The 17,735-nt window shown below is 60.4% G+C and carries 17 protein-coding genes; 3 read left to right on the top strand and 14 right to left on the bottom strand.

Annotated features, from left to right (window positions below; all coding sequences use genetic code 11):
• Positions 1 to 6 precede the first annotated feature (6 nt).
• From AB8B29_RS22900 to oiaX, 12 genes are all read right to left on the bottom strand, one after another.
• Positions 7 to 1,071: an ABC transporter ATP-binding protein gene (locus AB8B29_RS22900; RefSeq protein ID WP_037197420.1), complete on the bottom strand. Its 1,065-nt coding sequence runs from the start codon at positions 1,069 to 1,071 to the stop codon at positions 7 to 9.
• Between the two features lie 17 nt (positions 1,072 to 1,088).
• Positions 1,089 to 2,603, bottom strand: coding sequence for a DUF5060 domain-containing protein (locus tag AB8B29_RS22905; RefSeq protein ID WP_037197421.1), 1,515 nt, complete (start codon positions 2,601 to 2,603; stop codon positions 1,089 to 1,091).
• 36 nt (positions 2,604 to 2,639) lie between these two features.
• A complete protein-coding gene (locus tag AB8B29_RS22910) occupies positions 2,640 to 3,503 on the bottom strand; it encodes a carbohydrate ABC transporter permease (RefSeq protein ID WP_197072761.1) in 864 nt (287 codons plus the stop codon).
• Between the two features lie 20 nt (positions 3,504 to 3,523).
• Positions 3,524 to 4,423 (bottom strand): carbohydrate ABC transporter permease, encoded by a 900-nt coding sequence (locus tag AB8B29_RS22915; RefSeq protein WP_037197423.1) that lies wholly within the window; start codon positions 4,421 to 4,423, stop codon positions 3,524 to 3,526.
• A gap of 94 nt (positions 4,424 to 4,517) precedes the next feature.
• Positions 4,518 to 5,771 carry an ABC transporter substrate-binding protein gene (locus AB8B29_RS22920; protein WP_037197425.1) on the bottom strand — a complete coding sequence of 418 codons (1,254 nt, stop codon included), beginning with the start codon at positions 5,769 to 5,771 and terminating at the stop codon, positions 4,518 to 4,520.
• An 84-nt stretch (positions 5,772 to 5,855) separates the two neighbouring features.
• Positions 5,856 to 6,497 carry a dihydroxyacetone kinase subunit DhaL gene (dhaL, locus tag AB8B29_RS22925; protein ID WP_037197427.1) on the bottom strand — a complete coding sequence of 214 codons (642 nt, stop codon included), beginning with the start codon at positions 6,495 to 6,497 and terminating at the stop codon, positions 5,856 to 5,858.
• Positions 6,494 to 7,513, bottom strand: a complete 1,020-nt coding sequence (locus AB8B29_RS22930; protein ID WP_439006720.1) for a dihydroxyacetone kinase subunit DhaK — start codon at positions 7,511 to 7,513, stop codon at positions 6,494 to 6,496. The genes dhaL and AB8B29_RS22930 overlap by 4 nt, the downstream gene beginning before the upstream one ends.
• 59 nt (positions 7,514 to 7,572) lie before the next feature.
• A complete protein-coding gene (gene apnL, locus AB8B29_RS22935; RefSeq protein WP_037197428.1) occupies positions 7,573 to 9,456 on the bottom strand; it encodes a D-apionate lactonase in 1,884 nt (627 codons plus the stop codon).
• Positions 9,453 to 10,487 carry a Gfo/Idh/MocA family protein gene (locus AB8B29_RS22940; protein WP_439006721.1) on the bottom strand — a complete coding sequence of 345 codons (1,035 nt, stop codon included), beginning with the start codon at positions 10,485 to 10,487 and terminating at the stop codon, positions 9,453 to 9,455. Before AB8B29_RS22940 ends, apnL begins: the two co-directional genes overlap by 4 nt.
• Before the next feature lie 123 nt (positions 10,488 to 10,610).
• Complete coding sequence (locus AB8B29_RS22945; protein WP_145676073.1) at positions 10,611 to 11,438, bottom strand: phosphogluconate dehydrogenase C-terminal domain-containing protein; 828 nt, start codon at positions 11,436 to 11,438, stop codon at positions 10,611 to 10,613.
• A 94-nt stretch (positions 11,439 to 11,532) separates the two neighbouring features.
• Entirely contained in the window at positions 11,533 to 12,867 is a 1,335-nt protein-coding gene (locus tag AB8B29_RS22950; RefSeq protein WP_113119417.1) for a four-carbon acid sugar kinase family protein, read from the bottom strand.
• A gap of 5 nt (positions 12,868 to 12,872) precedes the next feature.
• Positions 12,873 to 14,132 carry a 3-oxo-isoapionate-4-phosphate decarboxylase OiaX gene (gene oiaX / locus AB8B29_RS22955; protein ID WP_047560253.1) on the bottom strand — a complete coding sequence of 420 codons (1,260 nt, stop codon included), beginning with the start codon at positions 14,130 to 14,132 and terminating at the stop codon, positions 12,873 to 12,875.
• Positions 14,133 to 14,316: 184 nt separating this feature from the next.
• On the opposite strand from oiaX, the gene AB8B29_RS22960 reads away from it, so the two are divergent.
• Both AB8B29_RS22960 and AB8B29_RS22965 read left to right on the top strand, forming a co-directional pair.
• A complete protein-coding gene (locus AB8B29_RS22960) occupies positions 14,317 to 15,021 on the top strand; it encodes a transcriptional regulator NanR (protein WP_037197433.1) in 705 nt (234 codons plus the stop codon).
• A gap of 110 nt (positions 15,022 to 15,131) precedes the next feature.
• Entirely contained in the window at positions 15,132 to 15,344 is a 213-nt protein-coding gene (locus AB8B29_RS22965) for a hypothetical protein (RefSeq protein ID WP_037197434.1), read from the top strand.
• A 7-nt stretch (positions 15,345 to 15,351) separates the two neighbouring features.
• On the opposite strand, the gene AB8B29_RS22970 is transcribed toward AB8B29_RS22965, so the two are convergent.
• On the bottom strand, positions 15,352 to 15,498 hold the full coding sequence (locus AB8B29_RS22970; protein ID WP_156143649.1) for a hypothetical protein: 147 nt from the start codon (positions 15,496 to 15,498) through the stop codon (positions 15,352 to 15,354).
• Positions 15,499 to 15,549: 51 nt separating this feature from the next.
• Here AB8B29_RS22970 and AB8B29_RS22975 point away from each other — a divergent pair, with 51 nt between their 5' ends.
• Positions 15,550 to 16,422 carry an undecaprenyl-diphosphate phosphatase gene (locus tag AB8B29_RS22975; protein WP_037197435.1) on the top strand — a complete coding sequence of 291 codons (873 nt, stop codon included), beginning with the start codon at positions 15,550 to 15,552 and terminating at the stop codon, positions 16,420 to 16,422.
• Positions 16,423 to 16,431: 9 nt separating this feature from the next.
• Here AB8B29_RS22975 and AB8B29_RS22980 read toward each other — a convergent pair whose 3' ends face one another.
• On the bottom strand, positions 16,432 to 17,646 hold the full coding sequence (locus AB8B29_RS22980; protein WP_439006722.1) for a polyhydroxyalkanoate depolymerase: 1,215 nt from the start codon (positions 17,644 to 17,646) through the stop codon (positions 16,432 to 16,434).
• Positions 17,647 to 17,735 lie beyond the last annotated feature (89 nt).

Genomic DNA, 17,735 nt, shown 5'->3' on the forward strand with positions numbered 1-17,735 from the left:
GATAGTTCACAAGCGCTGCTGGGTGACCTTGTCGAAGAAGTGAAGGTTCGGCGACTTCAGGGAAATCTGCACGACTTGGCCGGGCGTAAGCTCGGCGCGTTCCCTCATCACCCACGTGATTTCCCTGCCTTCCAGCTCAAGCGCGACATGGGTCTCGGAACCGGTCGGCTCGATCACGCTCACGGTCGCGGCGATGCCCTCATCGCTCGCAAAGGCTATGTCTTCCGGACGGATGCCGAGGATGATGTCTCGGGCGTCTGCCTGGGCCGGGACGTGCGCCAGCGGGATGCGGGTTCCGGACGGCAGGGTGAGCGCCGGCGTCGCGCCGCCGGTGATCCGGCCTTCGAGGAAGTTCATCGCCGGCGAGCCGAGAAAACCCGCGACAAAAACATTTTTCGGACGATCGTAAAGCTCCAGCGGCGAGCCGACCTGTTCCACCTTGCCGCCTTGCAGCACGACGATCTTGTCGGCCATGGTCATCGCTTCGATCTGGTCGTGCGTGACATAGACGATCGTTGTCTTCAGGCGTTGATGCAGGGCCTTGATCTCGGCGCGCATCTTCACGCGCAGCTTGGCATCGAGATTGGAGAGCGGTTCGTCGAAGAGGAAGACCTTCGGATCGCGCACGATGGCGCGGCCCATGGCGACGCGCTGGCGCTGACCGCCGGAAAGATGTGCCGGCTTGCGACCCAGCAGCGGCTGCAACCCGAGGATATTCGCGGCCTCGCCGACCTTCCGGTCGATCTCGGCGCGCTTGGCGCCGGCAAGCTGCAGCGCAAAGCCCATGTTCTCCGCGACCGTCATCTGCGGGTAGAGCGCGTAGTTCTGGAACACCATGGCGATGTCGCGATCCTTCGGCGGCAGGTCGTTGACGACCCGTCCGCCGATCGAGATCTCGCCGCCGGTAATATCTTCGAGTCCCGCGATCATGCGCAGCAGCGTCGACTTGCCACAGCCCGACGGCCCGACAAGAATGACGAATTCGCCGTCCGAGATTTCGACATCGACGCCATGGATGATATTGACGGCGCCGTAGGACTTCCTGACGTTCTTGATGGTCAATCCGGACATGAAATTCTTCCCTTGGATCAATGCTTCTTCCGGATACGCAGCGCCTGACAAGGCTTGCCCGGTAATTCCACGCCGAAAGCCGCATCCGCCTTGCCGCCGCGCACGATCGCGCCGTGCCGTGTCGGGTGAGGGATCGGCGCCTCCACCTTCTTGGCCGGCCTGATCGTCATTTCCCATGTGTCGATGATGTCGACGTCATAGTCCGTGCCGTCCTTCGGCAGGCCCGTCGACCAGATGATCGGCTGGTGTTCACCGAGATAGATGTAGCTGACATCGCCATCACGAGCGCCGGAGACGCGCGTCCATGGCCATTCGCCGGCACCCGCCATCGGCTCGAGGCCGTTGACGACGTCCTGTTCCAGCAGCTCGCGCAGGAAGCCGATGCGCTTCCATGCCTCGCCGCGAAGCTCGCCGCCCTTGGCCCACCAGATGAGGTCTTCCGGATGCGAATAGGTTTCGCCGTGGCCGGCATAGCCGCCGCGTGTCATGGTGATCCAGAAGCGATGGACCAGTTCCTGCGCGGTCAGATTGCCCCAGGACTGGATGATGTTGCCTTCATACTCCGGCTCGTCGTTGACGACGGGCTTGCCGTAGGCGTCGCGCCATTCCTGGGTCCGCTTCACATCCCAGTTCTGGATGCAGGTATGCGTGACCCAAGGCTTGCGATGATCGAAATTCATCGTCTGCTCGCCGTTGTGGATAGATTTCAGGTGACCGTAGGGATCGTTCTCTTCGAGAATGTGGAAGTAGCGGTCCCACTGCGACATCGGCTTGGTGTCGAGAAGGAAATCATATTCGTTGGCAAGCGCCCACCAGACATTCCGATAGGCGGCAAGACGGGCGGCGAGATAGGCGACGTAGCGGAAATCCTGCTCGGCCGACATGTCGGCATAGCCCCAGCGGTCATAGGGATGGAACATGATGATGTCGGCTTCGATGCCGAGATCGCACAGGGCTCCGACTTGCTTTTCGAAATGGCGGAAGAGGACCGGGTTAGGCCTGTCGAAATCTTCTTTGCCATCAGTACCCTTTTCGAAGCAGGGGTAAAGCGGTTCGTTGACGTTGTAGGGATAGTCCTTGGGGAACACACCCATGCGGATCTTGTTGAAACGGGCCTGCTTCAAGGTCTCGAGCGTTTGCGCCTGCATGTCGAGCGGCTGGTGCGTCCAGGCATAGCAGGTGGTACCGAAGGACAGGAAAGGCTTGCCGTCGGCATAGGCGAAATGGAATTTGTTGCGCACGCGCACCGGGCCATGATTGCCCTCCGAAGGCTTGGTGGCGACGAACGAGCCGGTCTTGCCATCGAGTTCTGTACTCTTCGAACGCGTGCGGAACGACCATTCGCCTTCATTGTCCGGCATGAAGCGAACGCGATAGACGCCGTCGCCGTCATAGAAGCCCGGCACGCGGATCTCGCGGCTGTGCTGGCTGAAGACGGCATCGAATGCCACATCGAGATAGGGATTGCCGCCCGAAGGGCCGTTGAAGGCCGCCTCGAAGACACCCCATTTTTCGACGGACGCGTTGGACATGATGTTCTCCTCGATATGTATGGATGATTTGACCGTTCAGCCCTTGACCGCGCCGGAGGTGAGCCCGGAGACGAAGTAGCGCTGGAAGATCAGATAAACGATGGTTGCCGGCAGCACGGTCATGACGATTGCCGCGTTCAACTGCCCGTAATCGTTGGAGAACTGCCCCTGGAAGGACATGAGCCCGAGCGGCAGCGTCCACATGTGCTGGTCCTGCAGCAGCACCAGCGCCATGGCGAATTCATTCCATGTCGAGACGAAATCCAGGATCAGCAGGGCCGCGAGCACTGGCAGGCAGACCGGCAGAAATATCCGGCGGAAAATGGTGAAGTGGCTGGCGCCATCGATCAGTGCGGCCTCGGACAGCTCCTTCGGGATGCCTTTGAAGAAGCCGTGCAGGATGAAGACCTGATAGGGCACGCCAAAGGCGATATAGGGGAGGATGACGCCGGGATAGGTGTCGATCAGGCCAAGCGAATTGACGAGCGTGAACAGCGGCGCCAGCATGACTTGAAAGGGGATCATGGTCCCGAAGACGACGAGAAGCAGCAACAGTTTGCTAAATCGCAAGCGGATCTTGGCGAGAGCATAGGCCGCCATGGCCGACAGGATGAGGCCGAGCGGCACCTTGATGACGGTGATGATGGCGCTGTTGAGGAAGGCGCCGGCGAAATTGCCGCGTCCCCAGGCGTTCGAATAATTCTCGAAGGCAGGATTGGTCGGCGGCATGAAAGCCCCCGTGCTGGTAACCGCTGCTTGCGTCTTCAGCGAGGTGAAGAGGATGAAAATGAAGGGCGCCAGCCAGATCAGCGCGACGACGAGCAGCGTGATCCATAACGCGATCAGGATAGGGTCACGTTTGGGCTTTGCGACAGCAACGGTCTCGAAGCCGTCGGACATGGAGGTCGCCGATGTTGCCGTCATTGCTCGGCCTCCTCATGCTTTTGCGTCCAGCGCAGATAGGGGATGACGACGGCGATGGTGATCAGCAGCAGGACGACGGAGATCGCAGCGCCGCGGCCAAAATCGAAGATCTGCATCGCCTGCGTGAAAGCCCAGAGCGCCAGCATCTGTGTAGATTGCGCCGGTCCACCGCCGGTCAGGCCATAAACGATGTCGAAAGCCTTGAGCGATGAGATTACGGACAGCACCAGCACGATGGTGATCGTCGTGCGAAGTGCGGGAAGCGTGACGTATCTGAAGATGTTCCAACGACCTGCGCCGTCGATGCGTGCAGCTTCGACCAGCGTCTGCGAGACGTTCTGCAGGCCGGCGAGAAACAGGACCATGGAGAAACCGACCGACTGCCAGAGATAAGCGACGAAGACGGAGTAGAGCGCAACGCTCTTGTCTCCGAGCCAGTCCTGTATCCAGCTCTGCAGCCCCAACGAGGTCAGGATCTCGGTGAAGAGGCCGAAGAACGGATCATACATCCACTTCCACATGGTCGCGACCGCGATCGGCGCGATGATGACGGGCAAATAGAAGATGGCGCGAAATGTGTTGCGGGCGAAGAGCTTCTGGTTGAGGCTGAGCGCCAGCAGAAGCCCCACCATCGGCGGGAAGATCACGCACATGATCGTCCAGATAACCGTGTTCCTGAAGGCGACCCAGAAGACGGGATCCTGCGTGAAGATATATTGATAATTTGCAAGACCGACGAAGGGGCGTTGCGGGGCAAGCCCGTTCCACTTCTGGAAGCTCAGAACCACCACGTTCAGCATCGGATACAGTGCGAAGATCACATAGATCAGCATGGCCGGAGCGAGCAGGATCAGCGCCTGGACGCGGGGATCATGGGTTCGGTTTCGGAGTGACATTCTGATTGCTCCCGGCGACGGCTGGCGCATGGCACGAAGGTGAGGGAAGCCGTCCGCCGCGATCGGTGATCGGGGCGGCGGCCTCCCTCGAAGATTAGGTGCGGCCCGAGATGAAGGTCTGCAGCTGCTTGGCCGCATCCGCCGGCTTGATGTTGCCGGCCGCGACATCGTTGATCACCCGGAAATACTCCGTCGTGACATCGAGCGGGAAGGCCTGGTCGCCGTTCATGTAGACCTTGCCGTAGGTCTTGAAGATATCCAGCCATTTTGCTTCGAGCGGCTTTTGGTTGGCATACTGAACGTTCTTGTTGACCGAGATCGAGCTGACCTGCCCGACGAGATCCTGCTGGACCTTGGTCGACAGGAAGTAGTCGAGGAACTTGGCGGCAAGGTCCGGGCTTTTGCTTTTGGTGCTGACGTAGTTGTATTCGGCAAAGCCGTAGAGCCGGTTGGTGTTCGTCGGGAACGGCACGACGCCGTAATCGTCGAGATTGACGCCGCTGCCGCTCAGCTGGCTGACAAGCCAGTCGCCTTCCAGCATCATCGCGGCGCGGCCGGCGACAAACAGCGTGTAAGACTGCTGGTTGCTGATCCCCATGAAGGGTTTCAGCGTATAATCGCTGGTCCATTTGGCGAATTCGGTGAAGGCGTCGGTGGCGCAAGGCTCCTTGTTCCAGTCGGTCTTCATGGCCATTAGCGCGTCATGCTTGTCGGCGCCGCATTTGGTTTCGAGCAGTACGTCCATCAGGCGCATCACATGCCAGTTGACGGAGCCGCCGAAGGTGAAGGCAGGAATTCCGGCAGCCTTGAGCTTCTCCGCGTCGGCGAGCAGCTCTTCGTAGGTCTTCGGCTCCTGAGTGATACCGGCCTTTTGGAAGAGCTTCTTGTTGTAGTAGATGGCCTCACCCTTGAAGGTGAAGGGAACGCCATGCTTGCCGCCCGGATAGAGGTCGGCAAAGGCGGCCGCCGAAGGAAGCAGTTCGTCGCTCCACTTGTACTGGGTGTAATATTTGTCCAGCGGCAGCGACAGGCCGGCCTTCACATATTCGCCGCCAAGACCGAGACCGGCCCAGCTGAAATAGATATCCGGACCCTTGCTGGAACCGGCCGCCACGCGAAGGGCGGTCTTGTGTTCATCGACCCCACGCTGGACGATCTGGATATGAGTGCCGGGATTGGCGGCTTCGAAGTCGCTTGCCACCTTCTTGAGGGCGGTGTTGGCGCCGCCATTGTCGAAGTTCAGCGTCCACAGCGTCAGGTCTTCCGCGGCGGCATTGGTCCCCACCAGAGCTGCCGCGGCAATCGTAGCCGCGCCGAACCAACGCGCATATTTCCAACTGATAGCCATCTTCAATCCTCCTCCGAGCTAAGCTGAGGGCGGTTTTGGCAAATAGATATCAGCATGTCAACTGGTATGATGAGCTCATCATCATTATGACGTGAAATGAATATGAAGGCACGCTATGATCACCACCGCCGAAGCGGCTCCAGGATCCATGTGTCCCAAGGCGCGATCGCCAAGCCGGGACGAGCGGCCTTTGGCGGCGATCATCTCCTTGGTTGCGTCGGCTCCCGCTTTCCCAGCCTCCAAGGCGGCGGTCAGGCAAGCGGCAAGCGGCTGGCCTCGGTCACGCGCGGCTCGGCAGGCTATCGCGGCAGGCGCCCATGCGTCGACCATCGTCTTTTCGCCGACCTCCGCCTTGCCTCTGTCCTGAATCCCCTTGGCGAAAGCCGTGAAGATCTCGACCATATCGTCGTCGTTCAGCGATGACTTTCCCTTCGCTGATGCGCCGGCGCGCATCAGCGCGGTTGCGTAGAGCGGTCCGGAAGAGGCGCCGACAGCATTGAGAAAGGATTTGGCGGCCGTGTTGAACACGAGCGTCGGATCGGCCGTCGTTGCATCCAGCCCTGAAACTGCCTTGGCGGCAGCGGCAAATCCGAGTTCCATGGCGATACCATGGTCGGCGTCGCCGATTAAGCCGTCCAGCTCGCACAGGCGATCCTTTTCGCGCGTCATCGCTTCGGCGATGCGGGTAAACAGCGCTTTCAGATCCTCAACCGTCACAGTCGTCATTGCAGGGCCTCACCGGAGCGGAACATGGCGCAATCGCAGGGGTGATCGATCAGTCGCTGGAGTTCGTCATCGAGATGCATCAGCGTGATCGAGGCGCCGGCCATTTCCAGCGAGGTGCAGTAATTGCCGACCAGCGACAAATGGATGACTAGGCCCGCTTCATCGAGCATCATCTTCACCTTGCGCATCAGGATGTAGAGCTCCATGAGGGGCGTCGAGCCCAGCGAATTGATGAGCACGGCAACGCGGTCGCCGCGGGCGGGCTTCATTTCGTGAAGGATCTTACCAACCAGCTCGCTCGTTACTTCATCCGCCGGCTTCAGCGGGCCGCGCGCAACGCCCGGCTCGCCGTGAATGCCCATGCCGATCTCCATTTCATCGGCCCCGAGTTCGAAATTGGGTTTCCGGGTCTGCGGCAGGGAGCAGGGAGAAAGCGCGACACCCATCGTAAAAGTCCGCTCATTGGCCCATCGCGCAACGCGTTCGACCTCGTCGAAGCCATACATCATATCGCAAGCCGCACCTGCCGCCTTGAAGACGAAGACGTTGCCGGCGACACCGCGCCGGCGCTCCTTCTGCTCCGGCGGGGCAGAAGCAATATCATCGGTCGTGACGACGGTGCGTACCTCCACATCATCCATGGCAACCATCTCGGCCGCCATGTCGAAATTCATGACGTCGCCGGCATAGTTGCCATAGAGGAACAGCACGCCGACGCCGCCGTCGACGGCCTTGGCGCATTCGATGATGGGGTCGGGCGGCGGCGAGGCAAAGACGTTGCCGATCGCGGCTGCATCGGCAAGTCCCTTGCCGACGAAACCAAGGAAGCTCGGCTCATGTCCCGAGCCGCCGCCAATGACCATGCCGACCTTGCCGGGCCGCGGCCCATGCTTGGCGACGATCGAACGGGGCGACCCTTCCAGAGCGCGAAGGTGGCGGGGATGGGCTGCCAGAATGCCGGCCAGCATCTCGTCGACGGCGGCCGCACCCTCGTTGATCAGTTTCTTCGTCTTCACGCCGGTCCTCCCAAATCACTGCGATTGTTGGGACTAACATGCGCGTCTGCGGGTTCACGTCAATCCGTCAAAGTCGCCGAAGTGACCGCGTAGGCTCCGAGCGTGAGGGCATCGCTTTTGGGCTGGTCAACGGAACGGAAGGGTCCAAGTTCGATCCGGCGCGGTGCGGGGGTGACGTTGACCAGATGCAGTTGCCGCCGCTCACCGGTTCGCGCGGTGACGAAAGCAAGCACTGAGGTCGGCTCGGACGATATGCATTCGCGCCATTGGCTGCCGGCAAGGCGGGCCAGCGTCGCGACCGAGTTGAAGATCGGGCGGGTGGCGCCGGCCGGGGACGGTTCGCTCTTGCCGGCGATGAGGCCGAAAGGTCCGGTCAGTGCGGAGAGCGTCAGGCATTCCAATCCGACATCGAGCACGCGGGCGGCATAGCCGAAAGCGAAGGCTTCGCCGAAACGGGCGCTGTGCCGGGGATCGGTGTTGGCCATGGCGATGCGTCCGCCATCCGGATTGTCCATCGTGCGGCTGCCATAGGGGTTCTGGCGCATGGGTATGGTCGAAGGGCCGATGCGATAGGGCTTGTTGCCGTAGATGGCGCGCACGGAGCGGGTAATGAACGGCAATGCTTCAAGCGTCTGCATGACGCTGAGATCATCAGCCGCATGCACGATCGGATTGGTGCAATGCGTAATGAAATCGAGCGGACCGGCTGGAACCCGCTTGCGATTGAGCTCGGTGAAATAGCTCAGCATGCCGCCGCCGAGACGCATGCCGGGAAAGGCTGCATGTGCGGCGGCATAGACCTCTTCCAGCGGTGGGCATTCCGGCCATTCGCTGCCCGGTGGTGTCGATTGCCGGTCGACGGAAGGAGAAATGACGATCGCATCGGGATTGAAACCTGCCGCTTGCATCCGGCTCGCGATCTGCGTTGCTTCGGCAAGCGGTGTTTGTCGACAGGGTAATGCAATTTCCAGCGTCGAGCCGCCGGAATGAAGCGCGGCGACGGCAGCGAAGGATTTGAAGGCATCGGCACCATGGCCGGCGTCTGGATCGAAATGGAACAGCAGTTCCTGCGGGCCGATCTCGGCAAGCCTGTCGCGGGCCGCAAGCGTTGCCTTCGCTTCCTGCGGCGTGATGATAAGCCCGATCGGTGGCATGACGCCGCTTCTGCTACCGCTCGAAAGTGTGATGGAGCCATTTTCCGCGGAACGCGATGTTGGAGCGATCGATGGGTGCCCCCTATCGCGGATACTGAGAACGATCCGCTGCCGAATGGGCTCACCCACCGATATGCGATAGGGCCAAGGCAAGGCGAGGGGACGGACATAAGTCTTGTAGGACGCATCCGACCAGTTGCGCTGATCCTCCATTTCAAAGATGTCGCCCTCCATGCGGCATTCTGCCGTCACGCTTGGGGTCACGCGGTGTGTGATCGCGCGCATGTCTTTGAAAGGCTGCCACGGCGCGATGAGATCGGGAAACTGCGTCTCCTCGCTGGGGCCATCGACATGCTCGATCGAAACCGGCATGCCTGCGACGCCGACGATCGGATGGAGAATGCAGAAGCCGCAGCGGTTCGTCGCGAAGCCGGTTCGAGAAAGGGCTTCGGCCTCGAAGATCAGAGGTTCACCCGCCTGAGCGGTGATCCGCACATCAATTGCAAGCTCCGTGTCGCCAGGTCCGGCACAGCGCGCGACATAGCTGACGGCGAAGGCGTCCAGACGCTGATCAATTTGTAGGTCGCTGATAGACGGGGCGTAAGTGCCCCAATCGCGGTCGCGGACAAGATAGGAAACCGCGCGCAGCACTTCAGCGCCGTCGTACTTGATGGTACGCAGATTGCCGTCCTTGAAGTCGACAGCCAGCCTGCCGGCAGTCAGCCGCACCGGCGGCGTGTCCGTCTCGCGCGTTCCATAGAGCTGAAACGGGTCGATCCCGGTCGTCATCGCAGCATTGCCTGGATATCGACGGCGCGACCGCTGGCGGCACTCTCATAGGCCGCCTCGACAAGCGCGAAAGTCTTGAGATTATCGGCCCCGGATGTGGAGGTCTCGCTGCCATCCGCCAGACGGTCGGCCCAGTGCTGCTGGATCGCCAGCACGCTCTCCTGGATGTTGTGCCAGGGGCGCGAAGCCCAGGATAAAAGCCGCGGCGAAGAATCAGAGACGGTCATGCCGTCGGGGCCGTTGACTTCGAGGCGATAGCCTTGCGAAAGCCGGATCGTTCCCTTCGGGCCGTCGAGCTCGATCAGCGTTTCCGGGAAGGGTTCGATTGCGAGCCTGGTAGCATAGCTGACATCGACGATCGATGTCGCACCGCTTTCGTGGTCTAACAGGATGGTCGCGACATCCTCACCCCTAATCTTCGGATTGACCCGCTTCGTGCGGGCTGTGAGCGAAGTGACATCGCCGAGAATGAAGCGGGCGATATCCAGCGTATGGATGCCGAGATCCTCGATGATGAAACGCTCGCCTTCGGCGAGATAGGGTTGGCCGGAAAAGACATCGTAGCCTGAGCGGAAGGAAAAGCGGCCCCAGAAGGGCTCACCGATCGTGCCCGATAGCAGGACGTTCTTCACGGCCTGAATGGGTGTCTGCCAGCGGAAATTCTCATGCACCATGAGGGGGATACCGGCTCGGGAGCAGGCATCGACCATCGCCTTGGCATCATCAAGCGTCTTTGCGAAGGGTTTCTGGCAGATTGCCGGGATCTTGTGCGCGGCTGCCATTTCGACCAGGGTACGGTGGCTCTGCACCGTCGTCGCGATATCGACGAAATCGAAGCCACCGTCGGCAAAGAGCGCGGCCGCATCCGTATAGCGCCGTTCGATGCCGAACTGCTCGCCGACGATCTTCAGTCGCTCCGGATCGCGATCGCAGATCGCAACGATATGAGCACCTTTGACGTCTCGCCATGCGTGCATCTGATTGACCGCGAAGAAGCCGCAACCGATCAACGCGCCCCCGAGCTCTGTCATTTCAGCCAGCCTGTGCCATTCGCATGAATGTCACTCAGTTTCATGGTCTCCTCCCAAATACGAAACAAACACCGTTCCCGACAAGGTGATGAAGGGAGGACTGACGCCCTCCCCAGGATCTCCTCAGGTGATGCGCCGGATGCTTTCGGCGATCTCCTGCGGTTCGAAAACCTTCTTCCAGTCGTCGCGCATCAGGGCGGGGATGCCGAACTCGATTGCCTTGTTGCAGGCATCGGAGAAGACGCCGTCGACTTCCTTGAAGATGACTGCGCCAAGCACATTCATATGGCCGAGCAGGAAGTCGCGGGCGGCTTCCGCCGGAACGCCGCGGGAAACACATTCATCCATGGCCTGACGCATGACGACGAGCAGCGAGGCGCAAACCGTCTCGGAAAGGCCCGGTTCCAGCATCGCCATCTGCTCGACGGTCACGCGGTGCGAGCGCATGACGGGTGCCCAGATGACCTTGGCGATTTCCTCGCCGAGCGCATAGGCGGTCTCCGGCCCCTGCATCAGGGCCGAGACGATGTGCTGCTTGGCAAACAGGCCACCGAAATGGTCCTTCTTGGCCTGCATGTCCGTCTCGTCGTTGAAGATCGGCGGGTGGCATGGATGGGTGACGAAATAGGTGAGATCCTCGCGCTGCGGCAGATGGCCCGCAAAGGGGGCGGCGGCGTCGAGAGCGACGACCATCGTTCCGGGCTTGAGCTTGTCGACGATGCCGGCGGCGACCTTGCCGATCGCCGTATCCGGAACTGCAAGAATGACCACATCGGCGCCGTCGAGTGCTACGTCCGCCGGTACGCAATCGATGGCAAGGTCATTCTTCAGCCGCGCTTTGCCGGCGTCGCCGACCTCGACGTGGCGCACGTCGAAACGCGAGCCTTTCAGATTCTTGGCGAGCCGGTAGCCCATTTTGCCGCCAGCACCGAAAAGAGCAATTGCAGTCATGATAATACCTCGTTTGCTTTCAAGGCGTGGTATCGTAAGTGGTATGATGAGTCAATGAGTATGCCATTGGCTAAGTCAAAAAATGGCATGCGGGCTACGAGCTTCTCCCATCGCGGATCTGCGCAAAGTAATCATCGGTTCCGACTTGGCCGCCCTTGAGCGCGATCTGCAGACCGTTGGTCGGTGCGTGGTTGCCGTGCGCCGTGCAGAGCGGCGATCCCGGCGTCTGCGGCAATGGCAGCAAGGTGGTCAGTGCATCGACGCGCAGTTCTTGCAATGCGTGGCTTGACGTATCGCCGCCGGCGATGACGGCACGGCCGAGACCTTCCTGTTCGATCAGCCGCCGTAGAAGAATGCCGAGGGCCTGCCCGAGGCGGTGCCGCGCGCCGGGAATTCGATCGATATCGCCACCCCGGTCGGCCGAGGGGCCAAGTGCCGTATGGAGAATGACGCTGCGGCCTTCCTTCAGGCTCGCAATGCCGGCATTGGCTGCCTTCTCCAGGGCGCGTTCGGCGTCTTCGCCGACCAGTTCCAGCGGATCGACGCCGATACCGTCGAAGCCGTCGGCCACCGCGCGGCGGATCTGGCGTTCGGTCGTCGGCGATACGCTGCCGGAGACGACCGCGAGACGTTCGACTTTGCCAGGCTGCTGGAAGTCCGGCTTCGGTCCGATCAATCCTTCGTCGCGCCAGGCGTTCAGAAGGGCATATTCGACGCCTGAGGAGCCGGCGACGAAGGAGCCGCCCTTGTTTTTAAGGCGCCATAGCTGACGGCCTGCGGCTGCCTGCGTTTCCGTGCTGTCAACATCCATGAGGAGGATGCCGTCATCTCCCTTTACAAGCCTGTCGATCCGCTCGTCCGCGTCTGCCGCCACGATGGTCGCGAGATCAGCAAGGCTGACGGGGAGGGAGGTCTGCTTGCTCAGATGCACGGTAAGATCGGCCTCGTCCATCGGCGTGACCGGATGCCGGCTCATCACCGGATGGCGGTCGATGCGGAAGACCCGGCCTTGATAGGCGGCAAAGAGGTGACCGAAGGCTGTATAGCGTTTGAGCTGCGGCGCGCCAACGATGACCGGTACGACAGGCTGGTTGAAGAGCATCTTTCCGATCTCGATCGCCCTGCCGATATTCCCGACCTTCGGACTGGAATCGAAGGTTGAGCAGACCTTGTAGTGGCAGATCCCCGCGCCCTGGCTTTTCAGCCATGCGAACGCCGGCGTCAGATGCTCGTCCATCCATTCCGGCGTCTCGCTGCGGCTGGTGCCTGCGACACCGATGGCGCGGCAATCCTTGAAACGCTCCAGCATGGCTGCGCTCGGAATGCCGAGAAACAGCACGGTCGGGACACCGTTGGAAGCAAGCGCCTCCATGACATCGGTCGAACCGGTGAAGTCGTCGCCATAATAGCTGAGAAGAAGATTGGGCATTGCTGTCAGGCGTCCTTGCCGTCACTGAATTTTGCGATCGAGGCGGCAAGCTCCGGATGGTTCTTGGCGTAATCATCAAGCGGGATGTCAGCAACAGCTGCCTGCCAGGCCTGCTGGATGGCCCTAACGCCGGCCGCAGGCCCGAACGGATGGCTGACAATGCCACCGCCGCAAAGATAGAGAAGATCCGTGGTCCGGCCGGTGCGCCGATAGGTCTCCGGAGCCTGGCCTCCCCACTGACCGGAACCCGCCACGGGGAGCGGACAGTCGGATGGATCGAAGAGCGGCGTGCTGATGGCCTTGAAGGATTCGACGAAACTGTCGTCGGGCTCCCAATATTTGACCCTGATGCCATTGATCTGGAACTGGTCGACGCCAAGCAGACGCCAGAACTGCTGATAGACCTTGAAATCCATGCCGGCGCCGGGGTGCCGGGTCAAGACGTCCCAGCCGTTGCGATGCGCGTGCAGCACCAGGCCGGAGCGCTTGCGCAGGAAGCTCATGCCGCCGAAGCCGATGGAATTGATGTTGACAACGGCGCAATTGCCGCCGGCCTTCAGCACGAGATCATGGTTGCGCATCATCTCGTCGGGATCGGCGTGCGAAATGCCGAAGGCGTACATCACCTTCTTGCCGGTCTTCTGCTCGTGATCGAGGATGAGCGGCATGATCGCCTCGACGCGCTCTTTTAGCGGCGAGTAGGCGGGGCTCATCAGCTTCTCGTCGTCCTTGATGAAATCGACGCCCGAGCCGATCAATTCGCCGACCAGGTCAGCCGTTTCCTTCGGCCGCAGGCCGAGTGCCGGCTTGACGATGGTGCCGATGATCGGACGACCGCTGACGCCGGTCAGCCGCAGGCTGCCGGCAACGCCGAATTGCGGGCCTGGATGAGCGTCGCGAAAGGCTTGCGGCAGCTTCATGTCGACGACGCGGATGCCGGTCATGCCCTTGATCGAGTAGACGCCGCCGATGGTGATGGTCATCAACGCCGAAAGATCGGTGCCGATCGCATCGAGCGGAAAGGCGATATCGACATCGGCACGGCGGATGCGGCCGTGACCTTCGGCAGCTTCCGGCCATGTCGGTCGCTCGGCGTCGGCAAGCGGGCGGATCGCCGTGACGCGGGCGGCCACCCGCGATTTGAGCTCTTCTGTCTCGCCAGGCACCGCCACGAACGTGCCGGTCGATTGATCGCTGGCAATCTTGCGGGCCATCGCCTCGATGCTGCCTGACGTTTCGATACGGTAGGTGATGGTGATGGTCATAGGGACTGACTGCTCCTTTCGCCGACGATTTTCGCGTGGCGTAAACTGGTGAAGTGGTATAATGAGTATCCCAACTTCTGCAACGATTTTTTTGCTCGTTAGCCGGCAGGTTGTTCCGTATGGGCTTTCTCGACGGCAGGCAAAAATGCATAAGGAAAGAAAAGCTTTGAGCAAGCGGGGTTCCATGGGCCAGCCAGTAGAACAAATTGTACGTCGAAAGCTGTCCGACGAAGTATTTGATCGGCTCGAACGGTTGATTACATCGGGAGAACTCAAGCCGGGCGACGAAATGCCATCCGAGCGCGTCCTTATGGAGCGTTTCGGTGTTGGGCGTCCGGCGATCCGCGAGGCGATGCAGGCACTTGCCAATATGGGATTGGTGAACATTTCCCATGGTGAGCGGGCAAAAGTGCTGCAACTCACCGCCAAGTCACTCTTCCGGCAGGTCGATCTGACGGCGAAAATCATGCTGTCGCAATCGACGGATTCGCTGGAGCATTTGAAGAGCGCCCGCATTTTCTTCGAGCGCGGCATGGCGCGCGAGGCAGCGGTGCGCGCAACCGAAAAGGATATTGCCGATCTCCAGGAGATCATCGAACGGCAGCGCGCCTTTCTCGGTCATGCCGAGGAGTTCATTTCAGCCGACATGCAGTTTCATACGCGCATCGCGCAGATTTCCGGCAACCCGATTTTCGCAGCCGTCAGCGAAGCCATGCTGGCCTGGCTGAAGACCTACCATACGGACATGCTGATCTGGACGGGCAAGGAAAAGTTCACCCTGGTCGAGCACGAGGAAATCCTTGGACGGCTCGCCGAAAACGATGCGGATGGCGCGGAGGCGGCGGTATTGAAGCATCTGGAGCGGTCGCGCGCCCTTTATACCAAATAGGCGCTTTTTCTTCAGGACGCCCGCCATTTACGGTTCGTGTGGGCCCGTATATTTGTCGCAATTTTTCCTCAATCTTCGTAGTATCTGCCGAAATGTAGAAGAGGTGTGTGATGATCAATTTTATTCATCGGAACATGGCGCTTGTCCTGGCTCCCGTCATGACGGTGCTCGCCATAGCTTTTTATAATCTGCTTTCCCTGCTGGTCAGGCATCATCACAACATTCTGCATGGTCTTCATCATGTGATCGGCGCCGTCGTCCTTTGCATCGTGTTTTATGGCATCATCCGCTACATGCAGTCGCTGCCCGAGGACGATAGCTAGAATTCCATCAGACTTTGGAAAATAAAGCTGATAATTTCAGATAGGGTTCAGCCTGCCCGACTATCGTCGCCTCGATTCTGAGCGCGAGATCGGTAATGCATTCGACATGTGCCACCGATAACGCGTCGGAAAACTGTTTCGCAGCAAAGTTCATCGCGCCCTTCCGGCGCTAAGCCCCCCACTTAAGAGCTGAGGATATCGAAACGTGGCTGATGTTTGTACGCAGGGCGTGGACACGGGCTTCGTCGCCCTGGGTTATGCCAAAATAGCTTTTCTGGGCGTCGTGCAGGGGCTGACGGAGCTGCTGCCGGTCTCCTCGACGGCCCACATGCGCCTGGTGCCGGCCTTGCTTGGCTGGCAGGATCCGGGCTCGGCGTTCTCGGCGGCGATGCAGCTTGCCGCGCTGGCGGCGATCATCTCCTATTTCTGGAGCGATGTCCGCTATGTCACCTTCGGATCGCTCGATGCCATCAGGCAGAGAGATTGGCGCTCGCCCGCGATGCGGCTTGCGATTGCCATCATCATCGCCACCATCCCGATCGTCATTGCCGGCCTGCTGCTATCGTCTTCGCTCAATGCCTGCGGCACGTCGTTTCGCAGCCTCTGGGTCATCGGTCTCGCCTGTCTCGTCATGGGCATTCTTCTGGCCGTCGCGGAACTCTACAGCCGACATACGAAGGACATGGAACAGATGACCCTGATGGATGCCCTGTTCGTCGGCATCACTCAGGTCGGCGCCCTCGTTCCAGGGGTCTCTCGTTCGGGCTCCACGCTGACAGGCGCACTCTTCCTTGGCCTGAAGCGCGACGAAGCGGCGCGGTTTTCATTCCTGCTCGGACTTCCCGCCATCGCTCTTGCCGGGCTGAAGGAGCTGTTCACGCTCTACAAGGCTCATATTCCAATGGAGGCGTGGTCGGTGCTGCTCGTCGGGCTTATTGTCGGCAGCATCTCGTCCTTCGTGGCGATCTGGGGCTTGATGCGCTTCCTGGAACGCTTCTCCACCTGGCCCTTCGTGATCTACCGCATCGTGCTGGGCGTCGTCATTCTCTTCGGCGTTCTGACCCTGGGTTGGGCTTGAGCGGCTGCGCTATTCCATCGCGAGGATCATGTTCCGGACGATGGGATAGATTTCCGTTTCCCAGCGGCGGCCGTTGAATACACCGTAGTGTCCGACATTGGCCTGAAGATGGTGCCGTTTCAGATGCGGCCGCAGCGATCGACAGAGATCGTGTGCGGCCGAGGTCTGGCCGAGGGCGCAGATGTCGTCGCGTCCGCCCTCGACCGTTAAAAGAGCCGTCTTGCGGATCATGCCGGGATCGACCTTTTGGCCACGATAGGTAAAATCTCCCGTCGCCAGCTCGGCTTTCTGGAACACCCGGTCGATGGTCTCGATATAGAATTCCTCGGTCATGTCGAGTACGGCAAAATACTCGTCATAAAAGGTCTTGATCTTGGCGGCCTCGGCCGTCTCGCCCTTGGCCAGATGCTCGTAGAGCTTGCGATGGGCGTCCTGATGGCGCTGCATGTTCATGGCCATGAAGGCAACGAGCTGCACGAAGCCAGGATAGACACGTCGGCCGCCGCCCGAATAGCGCCACGGCACATTGCTGATGAGCGAATTTTCGAACCAGGCGAGCGACTTGGACACGGCAAGCTCGTTGACCTCGGTCGGGCTTTCGCGCGGATCGATCGGACCGGCCATCAAGGTCATGGTCCGAGGCGTCGCCGGATGCCCGTCTTCCGACATGACGGCAACCGCCGCCAGTACCTGCACGCAGGGTTGACACACGGCAAGGACGTGCCCGCCCGGGCCGATCTTCTCCAGGAAGCGGATGATGTAGTCTACATAATCGTCCATGCCGAAAAGTCCGGCGGAGACGGGCACATCGCGGGCGTTCGCCCAGTCGGTTATGTAGACATCGTGGTCGCGAAGCAGGGTTTTCACCGTGCCGCGCAGGAGCGTGGAGAAATGCCCGGAAAGCGGCGCGACCACGAGGATCCTCGGTCGCGGTGTATCGATATCGGCGGCAAAGCGCAGAAGCTTGCCGAAGGGCAGATCGAGCGTGGTTTCAATGGTGATGGGTACGTCGCGATTTCCCACCCTGACGACGTCGATAGCAAAGTCGGGCCGCTTGTGGGTGATCTCGTAGCGGGAGATCATTTCCAGCGCGGCAGAAAAGTGCTGCCCCATCTCGCCCGCCGGTCCCCAGAACATCGGCGCGGAGAATATTTGCAGGCGCCGCGCCAGATCGCGCAGGGGCGCAATGAGATCATCCTGGAATTGATAGGCTTGATAGAGCATGGCCGACGTCTCCCGCACTGCCAGAGAAATGCGGCAGTGCAAAAAAGCTAGTGCAATATGCCGCGCTATGCGAGAAGATTGTTATGGCA

The sequence above is a fragment of the Rhizobium sp. 11_C7_N12_5 genome, assembly GCF_051811145.1.
Lineage (GTDB): Bacteria > Pseudomonadota > Alphaproteobacteria > Rhizobiales > Rhizobiaceae > Rhizobium > Rhizobium lusitanum.

Coding starts and splice junctions, on each gene's coding strand:
- AB8B29_RS22900 (WP_037197420.1), bottom strand. CDS start 1,071: ATGTCCGGATTGACCATCAAGAACGTCAGGAAGTCCTACGGCGCCGTC.
- AB8B29_RS22905 (WP_037197421.1), bottom strand. CDS start 2,603: ATGTCCAACGCGTCCGTCGAAAAATGGGGTGTCTTCGAGGCGGCCTTC.
- AB8B29_RS22910 (WP_197072761.1), bottom strand. CDS start 3,503: ATGTCCGACGGCTTCGAGACCGTTGCTGTCGCAAAGCCCAAACGTGAC.
- AB8B29_RS22915 (WP_037197423.1), bottom strand. CDS start 4,423: ATGTCACTCCGAAACCGAACCCATGATCCCCGCGTCCAGGCGCTGATC.
- AB8B29_RS22920 (WP_037197425.1), bottom strand. CDS start 5,771: ATGGCTATCAGTTGGAAATATGCGCGTTGGTTCGGCGCGGCTACGATT.
- dhaL (WP_037197427.1), bottom strand. CDS start 6,497: ATGACGACTGTGACGGTTGAGGATCTGAAAGCGCTGTTTACCCGCATC.
- apnL (WP_037197428.1), bottom strand. CDS start 9,456: ATGACGACCGGGATCGACCCGTTTCAGCTCTATGGAACGCGCGAGACG.
- AB8B29_RS22940 (WP_439006721.1), bottom strand. CDS start 10,487: ATGACAGAGCTCGGGGGCGCGTTGATCGGTTGCGGCTTCTTCGCGGTC.
- AB8B29_RS22945 (WP_145676073.1), bottom strand. CDS start 11,438: ATGACTGCAATTGCTCTTTTCGGTGCTGGCGGCAAAATGGGCTACCGG.
- AB8B29_RS22950 (WP_113119417.1), bottom strand. CDS start 12,867: ATGCCCAATCTTCTTCTCAGCTATTATGGCGACGACTTCACCGGTTCG.
- oiaX (WP_047560253.1), bottom strand. CDS start 14,132: ATGACCATCACCATCACCTACCGTATCGAAACGTCAGGCAGCATCGAG.
- AB8B29_RS22960 (WP_037197433.1), top strand. CDS start 14,317: ATGGGCCAGCCAGTAGAACAAATTGTACGTCGAAAGCTGTCCGACGAA.
- AB8B29_RS22965 (WP_037197434.1), top strand. CDS start 15,132: ATGATCAATTTTATTCATCGGAACATGGCGCTTGTCCTGGCTCCCGTC.
- AB8B29_RS22970 (WP_156143649.1), bottom strand. CDS start 15,498: ATGAACTTTGCTGCGAAACAGTTTTCCGACGCGTTATCGGTGGCACAT.
- AB8B29_RS22980 (WP_439006722.1), bottom strand. CDS start 17,646: ATGCTCTATCAAGCCTATCAATTCCAGGATGATCTCATTGCGCCCCTG.